Raw genomic sequence first — 21,726 nt, 5'->3', positions numbered from 1 at the left:
GGCCGCACCGACGACGAGGAGACGCCGATGCCCCCAGGCATCACGACGTTCGCAGCAGACGCCCCGACGCTGTCTGCCGCCAATACCGGATTCATGCTCATCTGCTCCGCCCTCGTGATGGTCATGACCCCGGCCCTGGCCTTCTTCTACGGAGGCATGGTCCGCGTCAAGAGCACCCTCAACATGCTGATGATGAGCTTCATCAGCCTCGGGATCGTCACGATCCTGTGGGTGCTGTACGGATTCAGCCTCGCCTTCGGCTCCGACATCGGTTCCTTCATCGGCTGGAGCTCCGACTTCGCCGGCCTCAGCGGGATCGGCGTCACGGAACTCTGGGACGGCTACACCATCCCGGTCTACGTCTTCGCCGTGTTCCAGCTGATGTTCGCCGTCCTCACCCCGGCCCTGATAAGCGGTGCCCTCGCGGACCGGGTCAAGTTCACCTCCTGGGCGCTCTTCATCACCCTCTGGGTCACCGTCGTCTACTTCCCGGTCGCGCACTGGGTCTGGGGCGCGGGCGGCTGGCTGTACGAACTCGGCGTCATCGACTTCGCCGGCGGTACCGCCGTCCACATCAACGCCGGCGCCGCGGCCCTCGGCGTGATCCTCGTCATCGGCAAGCGGGTCGGCTTCAAGAAGGACCCGATGCGGCCGCACAGCCTGCCGCTCGTGATGCTCGGCGCCGGACTGCTCTGGTTCGGCTGGTTCGGCTTCAACGCCGGCTCGTGGCTCGGCAACGACGACGGCGTCGGCGCGGTCATGTTCGTCAACACGCAGGTCGCCACCGCCGCCGCGATGCTCGCCTGGCTCGGCTACGAGAAGCTCCGCCACGGCTCCTTCACCACCCTGGGCGCCGCCTCCGGCGCCGTCGCCGGACTCGTCGCCATCACCCCGGCGGGCGGCGCGGTCAGCCCGCTCGGCGCCATCGCGGTCGGTGCCATCGCCGGTGTGCTGTGCGCCATGGCGGTCGGCCTGAAGTACAGGTTCGGCTACGACGACTCCCTGGACGTCGTCGGCGTCCACCTCGTCGGCGGCATCGTGGGCTCCTTGCTCATCGGCTTCTTCGCCACCGGCGGTGTCCAGTCCGACGCCAAGGGCCTCTTCTACGGCGGCGGCCTCGACCAGCTCGGCAAGCAGGCCGTCGGCGTCTTCGCCGTCCTCGCGTACTCTCTGGTCGTCTCCGCGATCCTCGCCTTCGTCCTCGACCGGACGATCGGGATGCGGGTCGAGGAGGACGACGAGGTCTCCGGCATCGACCAGGTCGAGCACGCCGAGACCGCTTACGACTTCAGCGGCGCCGGCGGCGGTCTGTCCCCCCGCCCCACGCCCCCCGGCCCCGGCACCACGGCAGCCCCGACGAACAAGAAGGTGGACGCATGAAGCTCATCACCGCAGTCGTGAAGCCACACCGGCTTGACGAGATCAAGGAGGCCCTCCAGGCCTTCGGCGTCCAGGGCCTCACGGTCACGGAAGCCAGCGGCTACGGGCGCCAGCGCGGCCACACCGAGGTCTACCGGGGCGCCGAGTACACCGTCGACCTCGTCCCGAAGATCCGCATCGAGGTGCTCGTCGAGGACGAGGACGCCGAACAGCTCATCGAGGTCGTCGTCAAGGCGGCCCGGACCGGCAAGATCGGTGACGGCAAGGTGTGGAGCGTGCCCGTCGAGACCGCCGTCCGGGTCCGTACCGGCGAACGCGGCCCCGACGCACTCTGACCGACGATTCCTTGAACGGAAAGGCAGCTGGGTGACGAGTACCGAAGTGACCACCGAATCCGAGGACTCGGGACCCAGCGGCTATGCGGCGGCCCGGCTGCGCCTCCTCCAGAGAGAGGCGCGGTCCGGGCCGCCGCGCCGTGCGGCCCTCGCCTCGCTCACCGACGACTGGCTGAGCGCCCTCTTCGCCTCCGCCACCGCCCACGCGGGGGTCCGCGGCGCCGCCCTCGTCGCCGTCGGCGGCTACGGACGGGGCGAACTCTCCCCGCGCAGCGACCTCGACCTGCTGCTCCTGCACGACGGCAGCGCCGACGCCGGAGCCGTCGCCACCCTGGCCGACCGCATCTGGTATCCCGTCTGGGACCTCGGCCTCGCCCTCGACCACTCCGTCCGCACCCCCGCCGAAGCCCGTAAGACGGCGGGCGAGGACCTCAAGGTGCAGCTCGGGCTGCTCGACGCCCGGCCCGTCGCCGGCGACCTCGGCCTCGTCGCCTCGCTGCGCACCGCGATCCTCGCGGACTGGCGCAACCAGGCCCCCAAGCGGCTGCCCGCGCTCGACGAGCTCTGCCGCGAACGGGCCGAACGCCAGGGTGAGCTCCAGTTCCTCCTGGAACCCGACCTCAAGGAGGCCCGCGGCGGCCTGCGCGACGCCACCGCCCTGCGCGCCGTCGCCGCCTCCTGGGTGGCCGACGCACCCCGCGAAGGCCTCGCGGAGGCCCGCCGCGTCCTGCTGGACGCCCGCGACGCCCTGCACCTGACGACCGGCCGCGCCACCGACCGCCTCGCCCTCCAGGAACAGGACCAGGTCGCCGAGGCCCTCGGCCTCCTGGACGCCGACGCCCTGCTGCGCCAGGTGTACGAGGCCGCCCGCACCGTCTCGTACGCCACCGACGTCACCTGGCGCGAGGTCAACCGGGTGCTGCGGGCCCGCTCCGCGCGCCCCAGGCTGCGCGCCATGCTGGGCGGCGGCAGGGCCCCGGCCGTCGACCGCAGCCCGCTCGCGGACGGCGTCGTCGAGGCGGACGGCGAGGTCGTGCTCGCCCGCACCGCCCGGCCCGAACGCGACCCGGTGCTCGTCCTGCGCGCCGCAGCGGCCGCCGCCCAGTCCGAACTCCCGCTCTCCCGCCACGTCGTACGCCACCTGGCCGGCGCCGCCAAGCCGCTGCCGGTGCCGTGGCCGGCCGAGGCCCGGGAGGAGCTCGTCACCCTGCTCGGCGCGGGCGAGGCCACCGTGCCCGTCTGGGAGGCCCTCGAAGCGGAGGGGCTGATCACCCGGCTGCTGCCCGACTGGGAGCGGGTCCACTGCCGGCCCCAGCGCAACCCCGTCCACACCTGGACCGTCGACCGCCACCTCGTCGAAGCGGCCGTCCGTGCCTCCTCCCTCACCCGCCGCGTCGGCCGGCCCGACCTGCTGCTCGTCGCCGCGCTGCTGCACGACATCGGCAAGGGCTGGCCCGGCGACCACTCCGTCGCCGGTGAGGTCATCGCCCGCGACATGGCCGCCCGGATCGGTTTCGAGCCGCACGACGTGGGCGTCATCGCCACCCTCGTCCGCCACCACCTGCTGCTCATCGAGACCGCCACCCGGCGCGACCTCGACGACCCGGCGACCGTCCGCTCCGTCGCCACCGCCGTCTCCACCGCCTCCACCCTGGAGCTGCTGCACGCGCTCACCGAGGCCGACGCGCTCGCCACCGGGCCCGCCGCCTGGTCCGCCTGGCGCGCCTCCCTCGTCACGGACCTGGTCAGACGCGTCGCGGCGGTCCTCGCCGGAGAGGGCCCGGAGGAGCCGGAGCCCGCGGCCCCGAGCGCCGAACAGGAACGCCTGGCCATCGAGGCCCTGCGCACCGGCGAACCGGTCCTCGCCCTGCACGCCCAGACCGAGACCCCGCACGAGGAGGACGCCCCGGAACCCGTCGGCGTCGAACTCCTCATCGCCCTCCCGGACCGGCCCGGGGTCCTCCCCGCCGCCGCCGGGGTGCTGGCCCTGCACCGGCTCACCGTGCGCGCCGCGGACCTGCGGGCCGTGGAGCTGCCCACCGAGCTGGGCGGGAGCGCCGACGTACTGCTGCTCAGCTGGCGGGTCGCCGCCGAGTACGGGTCCCTGCCCCAGGCCGCCCGGCTGCGCGCCGATCTCGTACGCGCCCTGGACGGCTCGCTGGACATCCGGTCCCGGCTGGCCGAGCGCGAGGCGGCCTACCCGCGCCGCCGCGGGATGAAGGCACCGCCGCCCCGGGTGAAGGTCGCGGCGGCCGGCTCCCAGCTGGCCACGGTGATCGAGGTGCGCGCCCAGGACGCCCCGGGGCTGCTCCACCGGATCGGCCGGGCCTTGGAGCAGAGCGCGGTACGGGTCCGCAGCGCGCATGTGTCGACGCTCGGGGCCAACGCGGTGGACGCGTTCTATGTCACCGATCAGGACGGCAGGCCCCTGGCGGCGGAGCGGGCGGCGGAGCTGGCCCAGGAGGTCGAGAAGGCGCTCGGCTGAGCGCTTTCACCGCGTGCGGCGGCCCTCGTCCGTCACGAGAACCGGGCGAGGGCTTTGCGTTCCACGGCGTCCGGATACCCTGGGGAACGACTGACCCATCCCGCCCCCGACCCTGAGGACCGACGAGCGCCGTGTTCGATACTCTCTCCGACCGCCTTGCCGCGACTTTCAAGAACCTCAGGGGCAAGGGCCGCTTGTCCGAGGCGGACATCGACGCCACGGCTCGCGAGATCCGTATCGCCCTGCTTGAGGCCGATGTCGCCCTGCCCGTCGTCCGGTCCTTCATCGCCAACGTCAAGGAGCGGGCGCGCGGCGCCGAGGTCTCTCAGGCGCTGAACCCCGCGCAGCAGATGATCAAGATCGTCAACGAGGAGCTCGTCTCCATCCTCGGTGGCGAGACCCGGCGGCTGCGGTTCGCCAAGACCGCGCCCACCGTGATCATGCTCGCCGGCCTCCAGGGCGCCGGTAAGACGACCCTCGCCGGAAAGCTCGGCCTCTGGCTCAAGGGCCAGGGCCACTCCCCGCTGCTCGTCGCCTGTGACCTCCAGCGCCCCAACGCCGTCAACCAGCTGAGCGTCGTCGCCGAGCGCGCCGGCGTCGCGGTGTACGCACCGGAGCCGGGCAACGGCGTCGGTGACCCGGTCCAGGTCGCCAAGGACTCGATCGAGCACGCCCGCGCCAAGCAGTACGACATCGTCGTCGTCGACACCGCCGGCCGCCTCGGCATCGACCAGGAGCTGATGCAGCAGGCCGCGGACATCCGCGACGCCGTCAGCCCGGACGAGATCCTCTTCGTCGTCGACGCGATGATCGGTCAGGACGCGGTCAACACCGCGGAGGCCTTCCGCGACGGCGTCGGCTTCGACGGTGTGGTGCTCTCCAAGCTCGACGGTGACGCCCGAGGTGGCGCGGCCCTGTCGATCGCCCATGTCACGGGCAAGCAGATCATCTTCGCGTCGAACGGTGAGAAGCTTGAGGACTTCGACGCCTTCCACCCGGACCGGATGGCCTCGCGCATCCTCGACATGGGTGACCTGCTCACCCTGATCGAGCAGGCGGAGAAGACCTTCAGTCAGGACGAGGCCGCCAAGATGGCCTCGAAGCTGGCGTCCAGCAAGGGCAAGGACTTCACGCTCGACGACTTCCTCGCCCAGATGGAGCAGGTCCGCAAGATGGGCTCCATCTCCAAGCTGCTCGGGATGCTGCCCGGCATGGGGCAGATCAAGGACCAGATCAACAACATCGACGAGCGTGACGTCGACCGCACCGCCGCGATCATCAAGTCGATGACCCCGAAGGAGCGCGCCGAGCCGACGATCATCAACGGCTCGCGGCGCGCCCGTATCGCCAAGGGCTCCGGTGTCGAGGTCAGCGCCGTGAAGAGCCTGGTCGAGCGGTTCTTCGAGGCCCGCAAGATGATGTCGAAGATGGCGCAGGGCGGCGGGATGCCGGGCATGCCCGGGATGCCCGGCATGGGCGGCGGCCCCGGCCGTCAGAAGAAGCAGGTCAAGCAGGCCAAGGGCAAGCGCAAGAGCGGCAACCCGATGAAGCGCAAGGCGGAGGAGGCGGCCGAGGCCGCCCGCCGCGAGCAGGCGGCGCAGGGCGGCGCGCTCGGTCTGCCGGCCGGTCAGGACGACAAGAACTTCGAGCTCCCCGACGAGTTCAAGAAGTTCATGGGCTGACCGAACCCGTGCCATGTCCCGGAGGGGGCGCCCGCTTCACGGCGGGCGCCCCCTCCGGCGTGTGCGGGGGAGCGGCGTTCCCTCCATGGGCCCAGCGGACCGCCGCTCCGAGGGCTTTGCCCGTGTTTCTCCCTTAATGTCGGCTCAACGGCTGTCGGCAGAGGAGCGCGCGTGACCAGTCCGGTACCTCCCCGCGACCGCACCGACCAGCCCTGGCGCTCCGAGGGCGCACCACCGCCCCCGCCGCCCCGCCGGAAGATGCCCGGCGGCTGGGGCGGGCTGCTGCTGACCGCCCTGGTCGTCTATCTGATCGCCAATCTGCTGCTCTCCTTCTTCAACGGCGAGGAGGAGCGGACGATCGCGTACACGGAGTTCAGCAAGCAGGTCACCTCGGGCAATGTCTCCAAGATCTACTCCAAGGGCGATGCCATCGAGGGGCAGCTCAAGAAGGAGGCGGAGGTCCCGGGCAAGAAGGACGACAAGTACACCAAGTTCGTCACCCAGCGGCCCGCCTTCGCCGACGACAACCTCTGGGCCGAGCTGGTCAAGGACGACGTCACGGTCACGGCCGAACCGGTCGTCAAGGAGCGCAGCTTCCTGGCCAACCTGCTGATCTCGCTGGCGCCGATGCTGCTGCTCGTCGTGCTCTGGGTGTTCATCGCGCGGCGGATGTCGAAGGGCGGCATGGGCGGCGGGATGGCCGGCTTCGGGCGCAAGGCCCCGCCCAAGCCGGTCGAGCTGGAGGGCGGCAGGCGCACCACCTTCGACGACGTGGCCGGCATCGACGAGGTCGAGGGCGAGCTCGACGACGTCGTGGACTTCCTGAAGAACCCGGACGCCTACCGCGAGATGGGCGCCAGGATGCCCGGGGGCGTACTCCTCGCCGGTCCTCCCGGCACCGGGAAGACGCTGCTCGCGCGGGCCGTCGCGGGGGAGGCGGGGGTGCCGTTCTTCTCGGCCTCGGCCTCCGAGTTCATCGAGATGATCGTGGGGGTGGGCGCGGGCCGGGTCCGCGAGCTGTTCGCCGAGGCGCGCAAGGTTGCCCCCGCCATCGTCTTCATCGACGAGATCGACACCATCGGACGGGTCAGAGGCGGCGGCTCGGGCATGGGCGGACACGACGAGCGCGAGCAGACGCTCAACCAGATCCTCACCGAGATGGACGGCTTCTCCGGCTCGGAGGGTGTGATCGTGCTCGCGGCGACCAACCGCGCCGACGTCCTGGACCCGGCGCTCACCCGGCCCGGCCGCTTCGACCGGATCGTCCAGGTCAGCCCGCCGGACAAGACCGGCCGGGAGGCGATCCTGGAGATCCACACCCGGCAGATCCCGATGGCGCAGGACGTGGACCTGGGCCAGGTGGCCCGTACGACCCCGGGGATGACCGGCGCCGATCTGGCCAACCTCGCCAACGAGGCCGCCCTGCTCGCCGTCAAGCGGGGGCAGCGGGAGGTCAGCGGCGCCGATCTCTCGGACGCCCTGGAGAAGGTTCAGCTCGGTGCGGAGCGCTCGCTCGTCATGGCGGACGAGGAACGCCGCAGAACCGCCTTCCACGAGAGTGGGCACGCGCTGCTGGGCATGCTCCAGCCCGGCGCCGACCCGGTCCGCAAGGTCACCATCGTGCCGCGCGGCCGGGCCCTCGGGGTCACGCTCTCCACGCCGGACGCCGACAAGTACGCGTACACCGAGGAGTACCTGCGCGGCCGGATCATCGGAGCGCTCGGCGGGATGGCGGCCGAGCAGGTGGTGTTCGGCGTCGTCACCACGGGCGCGGAGAGCGATCTGGAGCAGGTCACCGGTCTGGCCAGGGGCATGGTGGGCCGCTGGGGCATGAGCCACAAGGTGGGCCGGCTGACGGCGATCCCGGCCGATGCCCAGCAGGCGTACGGCCTGAGCGCCGCGCCCGCCACCCTGGACGCGGTGGACGGCGAGATGCGCCGCATCGTCGACGAGTGCTACGAGGAGGCGTGCCGGCTCCTCGGGAACAACCGGGACCGGCTGGACTCCCTTGCCGGGGCGCTGCTGGAGCACGAGACGCTGGACGAGGTGGCCGCCTACCGGGCCGCCGGCGTCACCCGGCTGGACAAGCCGTAGGGGCTGCCCGCCCGCCCGCGACGCCCGCCGCCCGGACCGCTACGTCGTGCAGACGAGATAGCGGAACACGTTGGGCATCCAGACGGTGCCGTCCCGGCGCAGGTGCGGGTGCAGCGCCTCCGCCACTTCCTTCTCCACCTGGGTGCGGTCCGTCGCCCGTACCGCCGCGTCGAAGAGCCGGGTCGACAGCAGGCCGCGGACCGCGCTGGCCAGGTCCGCGTAGCCGAACGGGCACGCCACCCGCCCGGAGCCGTCCGGCTTCAGCCCGGTCCGGAACGCCACGTCCTCCAGATCGTCCCGCTGCGCGCCCAGCCAGCCGCCCGCCCCCGGGGAACCCGTCCCCTCCGCGAGCCGGGCCGCCACCCGCAGCACCGCCGCGGTGGCGCACCGCTCGGGCGGGCCCCAGCCGGTGAGCACGACGGTGCTGCCCCGGGCCGCCAGCGGCACCGCGGAGCCGAGCGCGCCCACCAGCTCCTCCGCGTCGTCGGCCGAGCAGCCGATCGGCGTGAACGCGGTGATCAGCCCGTACGGCCGGTGGCCCGCCGCGACGTCCGGGACGGCGTCCAGGAGCCACGGCCCGGTGGCCGGCGGCCCGGCGTCGCCCACGGGGTCCGGGTCCGGCAGCAGCCGGGCGCGGGCGAGAGCGAGGCGTTCTGGGTCGGTGTCGACGCCGGTGACGTGGGCCCCTCGGCCTGCCGCGATCAGCAGCGCGAGCCCGGAGCCGCAGCCGAGCGAGAGCATCCGGGTGGCGGCCCCCACCTCCAGCCGCCGGTACACCGCCTCGTAGAGCGGTGCGAGCATCCGTTCCTGGATCTCGGCCCAGTCACGGGCTCGGGACCCGGTGTCCACCGGGGCGGACGGATCCGCGTGCCTGTGGTGCCGGACGAGCGTTGGTGTCATGGAATGCGCCCCAATCCGCCGAGATGTCGGTGATTACGGTGATGCCGGTGCTGCCGGTCGGTCCTGTCCGAGTGGACGATCCCCCGTGCCTGCGGCCGCGCTTCCCCCGTATGCCAGGGAACTGCGCATCCGCCGCCGCGTCCAGGGGTCTACGGGCAGTGGTTGCCTCCGGTACCGCTCGCCGGTCCAGTCTCACCCGGCGGGCGGAGCCGGGCACGTCGAGCGCCCTCCCGGGGCGTCGAACCGCCAGGGGGAGGGGGCGGGCGGTGCGGGGCGGGCCCCGGGTGCTGTCGGTTTCCGCGGCCCGCGCCCGCCGGCACTCCGGGCGCCCGGGTGGTGCGGAGCTCAGGGGGCGTACGCGCCGTCTACGCGCTCGGGCGTACACGTCGCTACGTACCACCTTGGTGTGAGCTGTGAGAGTTCTCCGCAGATCAGCGCACCCGCCCTCGTCAGGACGCATGAACGGCAACTGACTGGTACGTGCAAATTATTTGGGATGGCCCGGAATCGGAACACCGGGGCACTCGCGCTCGTTGTCACGACGTGAGCACGACACCACCTGTACTTGCCGCAGAGCTGGCACAGGCGTGGGCCGACATTCAGCGGTACCACCCCGAGCTGCCCGATCTTGCCGCGCCCGAGTCCCTGATCGGAGAGTCCTCGTCCGCCTGTGGCGCGGAGCTCTCCTTCGAACGGCTGCTCCATGAGGCAGTCCATGGCATCGCCGCCGCGAGAGGTGTCCGGGACACCTCACGCGCCGGCCGCTATCACAACCGCCGATTCCTCGCGATCGCCGAGGAGCTGGGCCTCGACCACACCGAGGAGCCCCACCCCAGCAGTGGCTTCTCCCTGGTCACGCTCAACCCCGAGGCCAAGCGCCGGTACCGGCCGACGATGGAACGGCTGCAGCGCGCCCTCAAGGCGCACACCGTGGCCACCGCCGCCGACACCAAGCGCTCCTTCCGCGGCCCGGCCGCCCGGCACGGCTCCTCCGGAGGGGGCGTGCGAGTCAAGGCCGTCTGCGACTGCGGCCGCAATGTGCGCGTGGTCCCCTCGGTCCTCGCACAGGCCCCGATCGTCTGCGGCGGCTGCGGAAAGCCGTTCCGGATCCCGGAGGCAGTGGTCGCGGTGGGGTGAGCCGATGTGGTGTGGCACAATGGCTAGCTGTACTCGACAGTCGCATAGGACCCCTCTCTCCTCCGGCTGACGCGTCCATCGGGCACCCGAGTACCGCAACCCCACGTGGCATCTTCGTTGTGCCCAACCACGTCATAGACCAGGAGACACCACTTCCGTGGCAGTCAAGATCAAGCTGAAGCGTCTGGGTAAGATCCGTTCGCCTCACTACCGCATCGTCGTCGCCGACTCCCGTACCCGCCGTGATGGCCGGGCCATCGAGGAGATCGGCCTGTACCACCCGGTACAGAACCCCTCGCGCATCGAGGTCAACGCAGAGCGCGCGCAGTACTGGCTGTCCGTCGGCGCCCAGCCGACCGAGCCGGTCCTCGCGATCCTGAAGCTCACCGGTGACTGGCAGGCCCACAAGGGTCTCCCGGCCCCCGCGCCGCTTCTGCAGCCGGAGCCCAAGGCTGACAAGCGCGCCCTGTTCGAGGCCCTGACCAAGGACACCGCTGAGGAGTCCAAGGGCGAGGCCATCACGCAGAAGGCGAAGAAGGCCGACAAGAAGGCGGACGAGGCTGCTGACGCGGCCGCGCCCGCCGAGTCGACCGAGGCCTGATCGTGCTCGAGGAGGCTCTTGAGCACCTCGTGAAAGGCATCGTCGACAACCCCGAGGACGTGCAGGTCGCCTCGCGCACCCTGCGTCGTGGCCGTGTGCTTGAGGTCCGGGTCCACCCCGATGACCTCGGTAAGGTGATCGGCCGTAACGGCCGCACCGCACGTGCGTTGCGTACCGTCGTCGGAGCCATCGGCGGCCGTGGTATCCGCGTCGACCTCGTCGATGTGGATCAGGTTCGCTGACAGAGTTGAACACCGGCACGGGCCGGGGAGGGCCATGCGCCCGCCCCGGCCCGTCGTCGTATGACAGGAGAGACACAAGGTGCAGTTGGTAGTCGCGCGGATCGGTCGCGCCCACGGCATCAAGGGCGAGGTCACCGTCGAGGTGCGCACGGACGAGCCGGAGCTCCGGCTCGGCCCCGGCGCGGTACTGGCCACGGAGCCGGCCTCCACGGGACCGCTGACGATCGAGACCGGCCGGGTGCACAGCGGCAGGCTGCTGCTGCGCTTCGAGGGCGTACGGGACCGTACGGCCGCCGAGGCGCTGCGCAATACGCTGCTGATCTCCGAGGTCGACCCGGAGGAGCTCCCGGAGGACCCAGAGGAGTTCTACGACCATCAGCTGATGGACCTGGACGTGGTGCTCGCCGACGGCACCGAGATCGGCCGGATCACCGAGATCACGCACCTGCCGTCCCAGGACCTCTTCATCGTGGAGCGCCCCGACGGCACCGAGGTGATGATCCCGTTCGTCGAGGAGATCGTCTCCGAGATCGACCTGGAGGAGCAGCGCGCGGTGATCACGCCGCCGCCGGGTCTGATCGACGAGAGCGAGGCGGTCGTGGCTTCCTCGCGGGACGACGAGGAGGCGGCCGACGCCGCCGAGGGCGGGAAAGACGACTGATGCGCCTCGATGTCGTCACGATCTTCCCCGAGTACCTCGAACCGCTGAACGTCTCGCTCGTCGGCAAGGCGCGCGCCCGCGGCCGGCTCGACGTGCACGTGCACGATCTGCGGGAGTGGACGTACGACCGCCACAACACGGTCGACGACACCCCCTACGGCGGTGGCCCCGGCATGGTCATGAAGACCGAGCCGTGGGGCGACGCCCTGGACGAGACGCTGGCCGGCGGCTACGAGTCCGGGGCGCGCTCCCCGGTGCTCGTGGTGCCGACGCCGAGCGGCCGGCCGTTCACCCAGGAACTCGCCGTCGAGCTGTCCGAGCGGCCCTGGCTGATCTTCGCCCCGGCCCGCTACGAGGGCATCGACCGGCGGGTGACCGAGGAGTACGCCACCCGGATGCCGGTCGTCGAGGTGTCCATCGGTGACTACGTCCTGGCCGGCGGGGAAGCCGCGGTGCTGGTGATCACGGAGGCGGTGGCCCGGCTGCTGCCCGGCGTGCTCGGCAACGCCGAATCGCACCGGGACGACTCCTTCGCACCCGGCGCGATGGCCGATCTGCTGGAGGGGCCCGTCTACACCAAGCCGCCCGAGTGGCGCGGCCGGGGGATTCCGGACGTGCTGCTCAGCGGCCACCACGGCCGCATCGCGCGCTGGCGCCGGGACGAGGCCTTCCGCCGTACCGCGCTCAACCGGCCCGATCTGATCGAGCGTTGCGAGGCGGCGGGCTTCGACAAGAAGGACCGCGAGATGCTCTCGATCCTCGGCTGGTCGCCCGAGCCGGGCGGCCGATTTTGGCGCAGGCCCGAGGCCGTGGAAGAATAGGCCGCTGCTGTACGTCCGCGTGCGCCCCTGCCACAGGGGGAAAGACGCCCGTCCGACGCGATCAGCACCCGAATCTCATCACTCTCCCGTCGATGACCTGTGGCATCGGCGAAGAAAGCAGACAACATGACTTCCCTGCTCGATGGCGTCAACGCCGCCTCGCTGCGTACCGACGTCCCGGCGTTCCGCCCCGGTGACACCGTCAACGTTCACGTCCGCGTGATCGAGGGCAACCGCTCCCGTATCCAGCAGTTCAAGGGCATCGTCATCCGCCGCCAGGGCGCGGGCGTCGGCGAGACCTTCACGGTCCGCAAGGTCTCCTTCAGCGTCGGCGTCGAGCGCACTTTCCCGGTGCACAGCCCGATCTTCGAGAAGATCGAGCTCGTCACCCGCGGTGACGTTCGTCGCGCCAAGCTGTACTTCCTCCGTGAGCTGCGCGGCAAGGCCGCGAAGATCAAGGAGAAGCGCGACCGCTGAGCTGGCTCCCAGGTCCGCGGCACGGCCGGATAAGCTCTGGCCCCGATGGACACGGAAGCAAGAACCACGGAGCGCGACCGCTCCTCCGCAGCCTCCAAGGGGCCGGAGGAGGGGTCGCGCTTTTCGCGTATCCCGCACCGTTTCGCCGCCGCGATGTCCTGGCGGCGCACGGTCGCGCTCGGTGCTGTCTGCTCGGTCTTCGTCCTGCTCTTCAGCATCTTCGTGGTGCAGCCCTTCCTGATCCCGAGTGGCTCGATGGAGTCCACGCTGCGGGTCGGGGACCGGGTGCTGGTCAACAAACTGGCGTACCGTTTCGGCTCCGAACCCCGGCGCGGGGACGTGGTGGTCTTCGACGGCACCGGCTCCTTCATGCGGGAGGCGCCGCCGGAGAACCCAGTCACCGGGCTGCTGCACGGGGCGGCGGCCTCCCTGGGCCTCGCGGAGCCCGCCGAGACCGACTTCGTGAAACGGGTGGTGGGCGTGGGGGGCGACCGGGTGGTCTGCTGCGACAAGCGGGGCAGGATCCAGGTGAACGGCCGGACGCTGGACGAGGGCTACCTGTTCGCGGGTGACGCGCCCTCCCGGGCCCCGTTCGACATCGTCGTGCCGGACGGCACGCTCTGGATGATGGGCGACCACCGCAGCCGTTCCCGGGACTCCCGCGATCACCTGGGCGAACCGGGCGGCGGCATGGTGCCCGTGGACAAGGTGATCGGCAGGGTGGACTGGATCGGCTGGCCGCTGGGACGGGTGGCCTCGCTCCCGGGCACCGCGGCCTTCGACGGCGTGCCCGCGCCGGGGGCGACGCATGGGTAACCGCGGGCGGCGGCAGGACGCCGCCGGTCCCGGGGTGCGGCCGCCGTCGGGCGGCGACACGGCGTCCCGCTCGTTGCCCACCCGGGCGGAGCGGCGCCGGCTGGCCCGCAAGGTGAAACGGAGGCGGCGCAGATCGGCCGTCCAGGAGATACCCCTGCTCATCGCCGTCGCGGTGGTGATCGCGCTGGTCCTCAAGACGTTCCTGGTGCAGGCCTTCGTGATCCCGTCGGGGTCGATGGAACAGACCATCCGGATCGGGGACCGGGTCCTCGTGGACAAGCTCACCCCGTGGTTCGGGTCGCGGCCGCAGCGTGGCGATGTGGTCGTGTTCAAGAACCCCTCCGACTGGCCGCCGCCGAATCCGGTGACGGCGAAGGAGTCGCCCGTCGTCATCAAGCAGGTGAAGGAGGCGCTGACCTTCATCGGGCTGCTGCCGTCGGACGACGAACAGGACCTGATCAAACGAGTGGTCGCCGTCGGCGGCGACACCGTGAAGTGCTGTGACGCGGACGGCCGCCTCATGGTCAACGGCCGGGCGATCGACGAGCCCTATCTCTTTCCCGGCAATCCCCCTTCCACGATCAAATTCGAGGTAAAGGTTCCAGCCGGACGAATCTTCGTGATGGGTGACCATCGCTCCAATTCCGCCGATTCTCGTTTCCACCTGGACAAGACGGCCGACGGCACGGTCTCCGAAGATGCCGTAGTGGGACGGGCCGTGGTGATCGGCTGGCCCGTCGGACACTGGACGAAGCTTGAGGAACGTTCGGCGTTCTCCTCGGTCCCGGACCCGCGCGCCGGGACGGCGGCTGCCCCGGAACCGTCGAATAGTGTGTCCCAGGATCCCAACGGGATGTTCCGGCTCCCGACCCCTGCGGAACTCCCGCTCGTTATGGGAGTGGTTGGCCTGCACCGGCTAGGGCGCAGGCGGTGGCACGGAATAAGGAGCAGATGTGGGGGATTTGGCGGTGGGCGCACGATCCGGACACGACGAACCCGAGGACCGGCCGGACATTCCGGGGAACACCGAGTCGGCCGGGACGACGGCGGACCGGACGGAGAGTGACGGCGACGCCCGGGGCAGTGGCAGTACGGCCAGGAAGAAGCCCCGCTCCTTCTGGAAGGAGCTGCCGCTCCTCATCGGTATCGCGCTGGTTCTGGCGCTGCTGATCAAGACGTTTCTGGTGCAGGCGTTCTCGATTCCGTCGGATTCGATGCAGAACACCCTTCAGCGCGGTGACCGGGTGCTGGTCGACAAGCTCACCCCGTGGTTCGGCTCAGAGCCGGAGCGCGGCGAGGTCGTCGTCTTCCACGATCCGGGCGGCTGGCTGGAGAACACCCCGACGGCCGATCCGAACGCGGTGCAGAAGTTCCTGAGCTTCATCGGGCTGATGCCGTCCGCAGAGGAGAAGGACCTGATCAAGCGCGTCATCGCGGTCGGCGGTGACACGGTGGAGTGCAAGAACAACGGCCCGGTCATGGTCAACGGCAAGGCGCTGGACGACAAGTCGTTCATCTTCAAGGGGAACACCGCCTGCAACGACGAGCCGTTCGGCCCGGTCAAGGTGCCCAGGGGCCGTATCTGGGTGATGGGCGACCACCGTCAGAACTCTCTCGACTCCCGCTACCACCAGGAGCTGCCGGGCGGCGGCACCGTCTCCAACGACGAGGTCGTGGGCCGGGCCATCGTGGTGGCGTGGCCGGTCAACCGCTGGGCGACGCTGCCCGTCCCGAAGACCTTCGACCAGCCGGGGATCAACGCCGCGGCCGCGATGGCTCCGGGCGCGCTGGGCTTCGCGGGTGCGGTGCCCCTCGTGCTCTGGCGCAGGCGCAGCAGGGCCGCGGCGGCGCGGCGGAAGTAGCCCGGGGAACCCCCGCTCGTTGTGCAGGGGGTGGGTTTGTGATCGGCGGGCCCGGGTGGGCCGTCGTTGGCGCAGAGTGAGGAATGAATGTGAGCGACGTGGCAGACGGAGCGCGATCCGGACACGGGCAGTCCACGGAGAGGACCGGGCAGCCTGCCGACGCCGCGCTCGATCCCGTGGGAGGGACGCCGGGTCCGGCCGCCCCGGAGGCCGCGCGCATCCCGGAACAGGGGGGCAAGCGGGCGAAGAAGCCCCGTCCCCTCTGGAAGGAGCTGCCGCTCCTCATCGGTATCGCGCTGGTTCTGGCGCTGCTGATCAAGACGTTTCTGGTGCAGGCGTTCTCGATTCCGTCGGATTCGATGCAGAACACCCTTCAGCAGGGCGACCGGGTGCTGGTCGACAAGCTCACCCCGTGGTTCGGCTCAGAGCCGGAGCGCGGCGAGGTCGTCGTCTTCCACGATCCGAGCGGCTGGCTGGACGGCGAGCCGACGCCCGAGTCGAACGCGGTGCAGACCTTCCTCAGCTTCATCGGCCTGATGCCCTCTTCGCAGGAGAAGGATCTGATCAAGCGGACGATCGCGGTCGGCGGCGACACCGTGTCCTGCAAGAAGGGCGGTCCGGTCGTCGTCAACGGGAAGCCGCTCGACGAGCCGTACATCTTCCCCGGCGGCACACCCTGTGACGACATGCCCTTCGGCCCGTTCAAGGTGCCCGACGGCAAGATCTGGGTGATGGGCGACCACCGGCAGGACTCCTCGGACTCCCGGTACCACACCAACGACGTGAACAAGGGCTTCGTGCCGGTGGACGATGTCGTGGGCCGGGCCGTCCTGGTCGCGTGGCCGGTCAACCGCTGGGCGACGCTGCCGGTCCCGGACACCTTCGACCAGCGGGGGATCAACACCGCGGCCGCGGTGGCTCCCGGCGCGCTCGGCATCGCCGGAGCCCTGCCGCTGGTGATCCGGCGCAGGCGGAAACTGACCGGCGGGCGTACCGCCGGGTAGGGTGCCGACTCGGATCAGCGATTGTCGATCTCCGATGGGGGACGCTGGGATGAGTGGATCAGGACGTACGGATGACGGCCGCGGCCGGCTCGGCAGCAAGCTGTCGGGGCTGGCGGTGGCCGTCGGCTGTGTGCTCTTCCTCGGCGGGTTCGCCTGGGCGGCCGTGGTGTACCGGCCGTACACGGTGCCGACCGAGTCGATGACCCCCACGGTGAACGCGGGCGACCGGGTCCTCGCGCAACGGGTGGACGGCAGCGAGGTGCGCCGGGGGGATGTCGTGGTCTTCACCGATCCGGCGTGGGGCGATATGCCGATGGTGAAGCGGGTCGTCGGCGTCGGCGGCGACAAGGTCGCCTGCTGCGAGAAGAACGGCCGGCTCACGGTCAACGGCATACCCGTCGCGGAACCGTATCTGCGCTCTCACGACCCCGCCTCCGCGAACGGTTTCACGGCCCAGGTGCCCAAGGGGCAGCTCTTCCTCCTGGGCGACGACCGCCAGGTCTCCCTGGACTCCCGGGTCCACCTGGAGGACGGTGGACAGGGCTCGGTGCCCCGCAGCGCCGTGACGGCCCGGGTGGACGCCGTGGCCTGGCCGCTGGGCAGCATGGTGGAGCGGCCCAGCGCCTTCGCCGCCCTGCCCGGCGGGGTGTCCTCTCCGGGGCCGGTCAAGCTTCAGCTCGCGGCGGTGATCGCGGGCGTGCTGCTCATCCTGGGCGGGTCCGTGTACGGACCGCTCGCGGCCCGGTCCGCCCGGTCCAAGCGGAATGGGCAGGGGAAGGCGGCTGCCGGTGTCCGCTGAGAAGCGCCAGGTCTCCCGCCTGGTCCTCCTCGATCCGGACGACCGCGTTCTGCTGATGCACGGGTTCGAACCGGAGGACCCGGCCAGCACCTGGTGGTTCACCCCGGGCGGAGGGCTGGAGGGCGACGAGACCCGCGAGCAGGCGGCGCTGCGCGAACTGGCGGAGGAGACCGGGATCAGGGATGTCGAACTGGGCCCGCTCCTCTGGAAGCGGATGTGTTCCTTTCCGTTCGACGGCCGACGCTGGGAGCAGGACGAGTGGTACTTCCTCGCCCGTACGGCACAGACCTTGACGGACACCAGTGGGCAGACCGGGCTGGAACGGCGCAGTGTCGCGGGCCTGAGGTGGTGGACATCCGCCGAACTGTCGGCGACGCGTGAGACGGTGTACCCGACCAGACTCGCCGGGCTGCTGCACACGCTGCTCGACGAGGGTCCCCCGCGTACGCCGTTGGTTCTGGCTCCCGAAACCGCCTGAGCGTCCGGGGCGCCGGCCTGGCGCACAATGGGGGCACGCACGGCTGAAGGGGAACATGCCAATGAGCGCCGAGGACCTCGAGAAGTACGAGACCGAGATGGAGCTGAAGCTCTACCGGGAGTACCGCGATGTCGTCGGTCTGTTCAAATATGTGATCGAGACCGAACGGCGCTTCTACCTCACCAATGACTACGAGATGCAGGTGCACTCGGTCCAGGGTGAGGTGTTTTTCGAGGTGTCCATGGCGGATGCCTGGGTCTGGGACATGTACAGGCCGGCCCGGTTCGTCAAGCAGGTCCGGGTGCTGACGTTCAAGGACGTCAACATCGAGGAGCTCAACAAGAGCGATCTCGAACTTCCGGGTGGCTGAGTTTTCCACATCCGCCCGCTTGTCCACCAAGATCCACTAGCTGAGGGCGGACGCGTCAGAGTCGGTGCCGGAGGTGGTGCCGATATGAACGCACGGGGGGCACTCGGGCGGTACGGCGAGGATCTGGCGGCGCGGCTGCTGACCGAGGCCGGCATGTCCGTACTGGAACGGAACTGGCGCTGTCGCACCGGCGAGATCGACATCGTCGCGCTGGACGGCGACGCGCTCGTCATCTGTGAGGTGAAGACGCGCAGGGCGGGTGGGTTCGAGCACCCGATGGCCGCCGTGACACCGGCCAAGGCGGACCGGCTGCGCCGGCTGGCCGAACTCTGGCTGGACCGGCACGGCGGTCCGCCGCCCGGCGGCGTGCGGATCGACCTGGTCGGCGTGGTGCTGCCCAGGCGCGGTGCGCCGCTGGCCGAGCACGCGCGGGGGGTGGCCTGATGGCGTTCGCGCGGGCCTGCTCGGTCGCCCTGGTCGGCGTCGAGGGCGTGGTGGTGGAGGTCCAGGCGGACCTGGAGGCCGGGGTGGCGACGTTCACCCTGGTGGGGCTGCCCGACAAGAGCCTGGTGGAGAGCCGCGACCGGGTGCGGGCGGCGGTCACCAACTCCGGTGCGGAGTGGCCACAGAAGAAGCTCACGGTGGGCCTGTCCCCGGCGTCGGTACCCAAGGGCGGCTCGGGCTTCGATCTCGCCGTGGCGTGCGCGGTGCTCGGCGCGGCCGAGCGGATCGACCCCGCGTCGATCGCGGATGTCGTGATGATCGGTGAGCTGGGGCTCGACGGCCGGGTGCGTCCGGTGCGCGGGGTACTGCCCGCCGTGCTGGCCGCCGCGGAGGCCGGCTACCGGCAGGTGGTCGTCCCCGAGCAGACGGCGGGCGAGGCGGCGCTGGTACCCGGGATCTCCGTGCTCGGGGTGCGGAGCCTGCGGCAGCTGATCGCCGTGCTCTGCGACGAACCGGTGCCGGAGGAACAGCAGCCGCACGACCAGGGGCGCCCCGACACGGTGCTGGCCGGTCTGATGGTGCCCGGCGCCGGGATGGGCACCGGTATCGCCCGCGGCTCGGCCCAGGGCGAGGGGAACCGGCCGGACCTGGCGGACGTCGTGGGCCAGGAGCGGCCGCGCAAGGCCCTGGAGGTCGCGGCGGCGGGCGGTCACCACCTCCTGCTGTCCGGACCGCCGGGCGCGGGCAAGACCATGCTCGCGGAACGGCTCCCCGCGATCCTGCCCGCCCTGACCAGGCAGGAGTCCCTCGAGGTCACCGCGGTGCACTCGGTGGCGGGCATCCTGCCGCCGGGGCAGCCCCTGGTCTCCCGGGCGCCCTACTGCGCGCCGCACCACTCCGCGACCATGCAGTCGCTGGTCGGCGGGGGCAACGGACTGCCCCGGCCGGGCGCGGTGTCGCTGGCCCACCGCGGCATCCTCTTCCTGGACGAGGCGCCGGAGTTCTCGGTACGGGCCCTGGACGCGCTGCGCCAGCCGCTGGAGTCGGGGCATGTGGTGGTGGCGCGCAGCGCGGGGGTGGTCCGGCTGCCCGCCCGCTTCCTCATGGTGCTCGCCGCCAACCCATGCCCGTGCGGGCGGCACACCCTGAGCGGGGCCGGCTGCGAGTGCCCGCCCTCCTCGGTCCGGCGCTATCAGGCCCGGCTCTCCGGTCCGCTGCTCGACCGGGTGGATCTGCGGGTGACCGTCGACCCGGTCAGGCGCGCGGACCTGATAGGTCAGGGCGGTCGCGGCGAGTCCACGGCGACGGTCGCCGCCCGGGTGCGGGAGGCGCGGGCACGGGCGGCGGAGCGGCTGGCCGGTACCCCCTGGACCACCAACAGCGAGGTGCCCGGCCACGAGCTGAGGACCCGTCTGGTGGCGGCGCCCGGGGCGCTTCTGGCGGCCGAGCGCGACATGGAACGGGGAATGCTCACCGCGCGCGGCCTGGACCGGGTCCTGCGGGTGGCGTGGACCCTCACGGATCTGCGGGGCGCGGACCGGCCGGACGCCTCGGACATCGCGGTGGCGCTGGAGCTGCGCACCGGCATTCCGCGCGGGGCCCCGATGACGGCGGGGGCGGCATGACGGGGCGCCGGGCGGGGAACCCGCGGCTGGGCGCGGGGGACGGGGGGTGGTCTCCCGGTGGCGCGGGGGACGGGGAGCGGTCGGGGTGGTCTTCCGGTGGGGCGGGGGGCGGGGAGCGGCTGGCGCGGGTCGCGTTGACGCGGGTCCTGGAGCCGGGGGACGAACGGGGCGGCCGCTGGCTGCGCGAGTGCGGCGCCGGGGAGCTGCTGCGGCGGATCACTGCCCGGGACGGATCGGCCGAGCGGCTCAGCGGTATGACGGCGCGCCGGCTGGCCGGCTACCGGCTGCGGGCGGAGGCCGCGGACCCCGCGCAGGACCTGGCGGCGGTGGCCTCGGTCGGCGGGCGCTTCGTCTGTCCGGGCGACCACGAGTGGCCGAGCCAACTGGACGACCTGGGGGACGCCCGGCCGACCGGGCTCTGGGTGCGGGGGAGTCCCGATCTGCGGCTCTGGGCGCTGCGTTCGGTCGCGGTGGTCGGCGCCCGCGCCTGCACCCCATACGGAGCGCACATGGCGACGACCCTCGGCGCCGGTCTAGCGGAGCGCGGGTGGGTGGTCGTCTCGGGCGCGGCGTTCGGGGTCGACGGGGCCGCTCACCGGGGTGCTCTCGCCGCCGGCGGTGCGACGGCGGCGGTGCTGGCCTGCGGGGTGGACGTCGTGTACCCCCGCGGACACGCCGAACTGATCGGGCGCGTCGCCGAGCAGGGGCTCGTCATCGGTGAGCTGGCGCCGGCCGAACACCCCACGCGCAGCCGGTTCATCCTCCGGAACAGGGTCATCGCCGCGTTGACGAGGGGAACCGTCGTGGTGGAGGCCGAATACCGCAGCGGTTCCCTGGTCACGGCGCGGTGTGCCCAGCGGCTCGGCCGCTTCACCATGGGCGTCCCCGGGCCCGCCACCAGCGGTCTGTCGGCAGGTGTCCATGAACTCCTGCGGGGCGAGGGGGTGCTGGTGACGGATGCCTCGGAAATCGTCGAACTGGTCGGTGACATGGGGGAACTCGCCCCGCCCAGACACGGTGCGGTGCTGCCCAGAGACCTGCTGGACACCGGCTGCGCCAGGGTTCTCGACGCGCTTCCGGCCCGTGGCACCGCCGAGGTGCGCGAGTTGGCCCGTACCGCCGGAACGGGCGCCGACGAGGCACTCGCCAAGTTGTACGAACTGCACTCACTGGGGTTCGTCGAACGTCATGGCGATGGATGGCGGTTGACGCGGCGGCCCACTTGCAATGACGACGCGCGGCGAGGCGGTACTTGACCTGGAGCATTCGGGTGAAAAGGTGATGCCGATGACCTCGGCGGATCGTTCGGCAACGTCTCCGGGGCCGGCGCGCGACGTGTCGGCCCCGGCCGCCAGTCATGTCCTCGACCTGGTGCGCGGCCGTCTCCGTAACCGGGTCCGGTGCCGCGTCCGGTGCCGTGTCCGTTCTCCCGCAAGCGCGCGGCTCCGATCCCATATCCTGCGCGCACCGCGACACTTCAGTCACGCTACGCTCACAAGGACCCCGCCCCAGA

At 71.4% G+C, this 21,726-nt stretch carries 22 protein-coding genes; 21 read left to right on the top strand and 1 reads right to left on the bottom strand.

Annotated elements, in window-relative coordinates:
• Positions 1 to 27: 27 nt before the first annotated feature.
• The 5 genes from RLT59_RS09295 to ftsH all read left to right on the top strand — a co-directional run bounded on the left by RLT59_RS09295 (position 28) and on the right by ftsH (position 7,976).
• Entirely contained in the window at positions 28 to 1,380 is a 1,353-nt protein-coding gene (locus RLT59_RS09295; protein ID WP_311302964.1) for an ammonium transporter, read from the top strand.
• Entirely contained in the window at positions 1,377 to 1,715 is a 339-nt protein-coding gene (locus RLT59_RS09290; protein WP_003965965.1) for a P-II family nitrogen regulator, read from the top strand. The genes RLT59_RS09295 and RLT59_RS09290 overlap by 4 nt, the downstream gene beginning before the upstream one ends.
• A 31-nt stretch (positions 1,716 to 1,746) precedes the next feature.
• The gene (locus RLT59_RS09285) at positions 1,747 to 4,200 is read left to right on the top strand and encodes a [protein-PII] uridylyltransferase (RefSeq protein WP_311302963.1); all 2,454 of its coding nucleotides are present in this window, start codon (positions 1,747 to 1,749) and stop codon (positions 4,198 to 4,200) included.
• Positions 4,201 to 4,331: 131 nt separating this feature from the next.
• Entirely contained in the window at positions 4,332 to 5,882 is a 1,551-nt protein-coding gene (gene ffh, locus RLT59_RS09280) for a signal recognition particle protein (RefSeq protein WP_311302962.1), read from the top strand.
• A gap of 171 nt (positions 5,883 to 6,053) precedes the next feature.
• Positions 6,054 to 7,976 carry an ATP-dependent zinc metalloprotease FtsH gene (ftsH, locus tag RLT59_RS09275; RefSeq protein ID WP_311302961.1) on the top strand — a complete coding sequence of 641 codons (1,923 nt, stop codon included), beginning with the start codon at positions 6,054 to 6,056 and terminating at the stop codon, positions 7,974 to 7,976.
• A 39-nt stretch (positions 7,977 to 8,015) separates the two neighbouring features.
• Here the strand turns inward: ftsH and RLT59_RS09270 are convergent, their stop codons facing one another.
• Positions 8,016 to 8,876: a methyltransferase domain-containing protein gene (locus RLT59_RS09270; protein ID WP_311302960.1), complete on the bottom strand. Its 861-nt coding sequence runs from the start codon at positions 8,874 to 8,876 to the stop codon at positions 8,016 to 8,018.
• Positions 8,877 to 9,419: 543 nt separating this feature from the next.
• Here RLT59_RS09270 and RLT59_RS09265 point away from each other — a divergent pair.
• From RLT59_RS09265 to dprA, 16 genes are all read left to right on the top strand, one after another.
• Positions 9,420 to 10,013, top strand: coding sequence for a hypothetical protein (locus tag RLT59_RS09265; protein ID WP_311302959.1), 594 nt, complete (start codon positions 9,420 to 9,422; stop codon positions 10,011 to 10,013).
• 157 nt (positions 10,014 to 10,170) lie between these two features.
• Positions 10,171 to 10,614 carry a 30S ribosomal protein S16 gene (rpsP, locus tag RLT59_RS09260; protein WP_073739096.1) on the top strand — a complete coding sequence of 148 codons (444 nt, stop codon included), beginning with the start codon at positions 10,171 to 10,173 and terminating at the stop codon, positions 10,612 to 10,614.
• 2 nt (positions 10,615 to 10,616) lie between these two features.
• Entirely contained in the window at positions 10,617 to 10,856 is a 240-nt protein-coding gene (locus RLT59_RS09255; protein ID WP_024492228.1) for an RNA-binding protein, read from the top strand.
• 79 nt (positions 10,857 to 10,935) lie between these two features.
• Positions 10,936 to 11,517 (top strand): ribosome maturation factor RimM, encoded by a 582-nt coding sequence (rimM, locus tag RLT59_RS09250; RefSeq protein ID WP_311302958.1) that lies wholly within the window; start codon positions 10,936 to 10,938, stop codon positions 11,515 to 11,517.
• Positions 11,517 to 12,338, top strand: a complete 822-nt coding sequence (gene trmD / locus RLT59_RS09245) for a tRNA (guanosine(37)-N1)-methyltransferase TrmD (RefSeq protein WP_311302957.1) — start codon at positions 11,517 to 11,519, stop codon at positions 12,336 to 12,338. Before rimM ends, trmD begins: the two co-directional genes overlap by 1 nt.
• Before the next feature lie 126 nt (positions 12,339 to 12,464).
• On the top strand, positions 12,465 to 12,815 hold the full coding sequence (gene rplS / locus RLT59_RS09240; protein ID WP_024492231.1) for a 50S ribosomal protein L19: 351 nt from the start codon (positions 12,465 to 12,467) through the stop codon (positions 12,813 to 12,815).
• 45 nt (positions 12,816 to 12,860) lie between these two features.
• Positions 12,861 to 13,631 carry a signal peptidase I gene (gene lepB / locus RLT59_RS09235; RefSeq protein ID WP_311302956.1) on the top strand — a complete coding sequence of 257 codons (771 nt, stop codon included), beginning with the start codon at positions 12,861 to 12,863 and terminating at the stop codon, positions 13,629 to 13,631.
• Positions 13,624 to 14,697 (top strand): signal peptidase I, encoded by a 1,074-nt coding sequence (gene lepB, locus RLT59_RS09230; RefSeq protein WP_311302955.1) that lies wholly within the window; start codon positions 13,624 to 13,626, stop codon positions 14,695 to 14,697. The genes lepB (RLT59_RS09235) and lepB (RLT59_RS09230) overlap by 8 nt, the downstream gene beginning before the upstream one ends.
• Positions 14,594 to 15,493 (top strand): signal peptidase I, encoded by a 900-nt coding sequence (lepB, locus tag RLT59_RS09225; protein WP_311307663.1) that lies wholly within the window; start codon positions 14,594 to 14,596, stop codon positions 15,491 to 15,493. The genes lepB (RLT59_RS09230) and lepB (RLT59_RS09225) overlap by 104 nt, the downstream gene beginning before the upstream one ends.
• A 98-nt stretch (positions 15,494 to 15,591) precedes the next feature.
• Complete coding sequence (gene lepB / locus RLT59_RS09220; RefSeq protein WP_399126861.1) at positions 15,592 to 16,497, top strand: signal peptidase I; 906 nt, start codon at positions 15,592 to 15,594, stop codon at positions 16,495 to 16,497.
• Between the two features lie 49 nt (positions 16,498 to 16,546).
• On the top strand, positions 16,547 to 17,296 hold the full coding sequence (gene lepB, locus RLT59_RS09215; RefSeq protein ID WP_311302953.1) for a signal peptidase I: 750 nt from the start codon (positions 16,547 to 16,549) through the stop codon (positions 17,294 to 17,296).
• On the top strand, positions 17,286 to 17,774 hold the full coding sequence (locus RLT59_RS09210; protein WP_311302952.1) for an NUDIX hydrolase: 489 nt from the start codon (positions 17,286 to 17,288) through the stop codon (positions 17,772 to 17,774). The genes lepB (RLT59_RS09215) and RLT59_RS09210 overlap by 11 nt, the downstream gene beginning before the upstream one ends.
• A 61-nt stretch (positions 17,775 to 17,835) precedes the next feature.
• Complete coding sequence (locus RLT59_RS09205; protein ID WP_003965949.1) at positions 17,836 to 18,144, top strand: DUF2469 domain-containing protein; 309 nt, start codon at positions 17,836 to 17,838, stop codon at positions 18,142 to 18,144.
• Positions 18,145 to 18,228: 84 nt separating this feature from the next.
• A complete protein-coding gene (locus tag RLT59_RS09200) occupies positions 18,229 to 18,588 on the top strand; it encodes a YraN family protein (RefSeq protein WP_311302951.1) in 360 nt (119 codons plus the stop codon).
• Complete coding sequence (locus tag RLT59_RS09195; RefSeq protein WP_311302950.1) at positions 18,588 to 20,213, top strand: YifB family Mg chelatase-like AAA ATPase; 1,626 nt, start codon at positions 18,588 to 18,590, stop codon at positions 20,211 to 20,213. Before RLT59_RS09200 ends, RLT59_RS09195 begins: the two co-directional genes overlap by 1 nt.
• Positions 20,210 to 21,469 carry a DNA-processing protein DprA gene (dprA, locus tag RLT59_RS09190; RefSeq protein ID WP_311302949.1) on the top strand — a complete coding sequence of 420 codons (1,260 nt, stop codon included), beginning with the start codon at positions 20,210 to 20,212 and terminating at the stop codon, positions 21,467 to 21,469. The genes RLT59_RS09195 and dprA overlap by 4 nt, the downstream gene beginning before the upstream one ends.
• Positions 21,470 to 21,726: the final 257 nt, after the last annotated feature.

The organism is Streptomyces sp. ITFR-6, assembly GCF_031844725.1.
Classification (GTDB): domain Bacteria; phylum Actinomycetota; class Actinomycetes; order Streptomycetales; family Streptomycetaceae; genus Streptomyces.
This window is presented reverse-complemented; position numbering and strand designations above follow the sequence as displayed.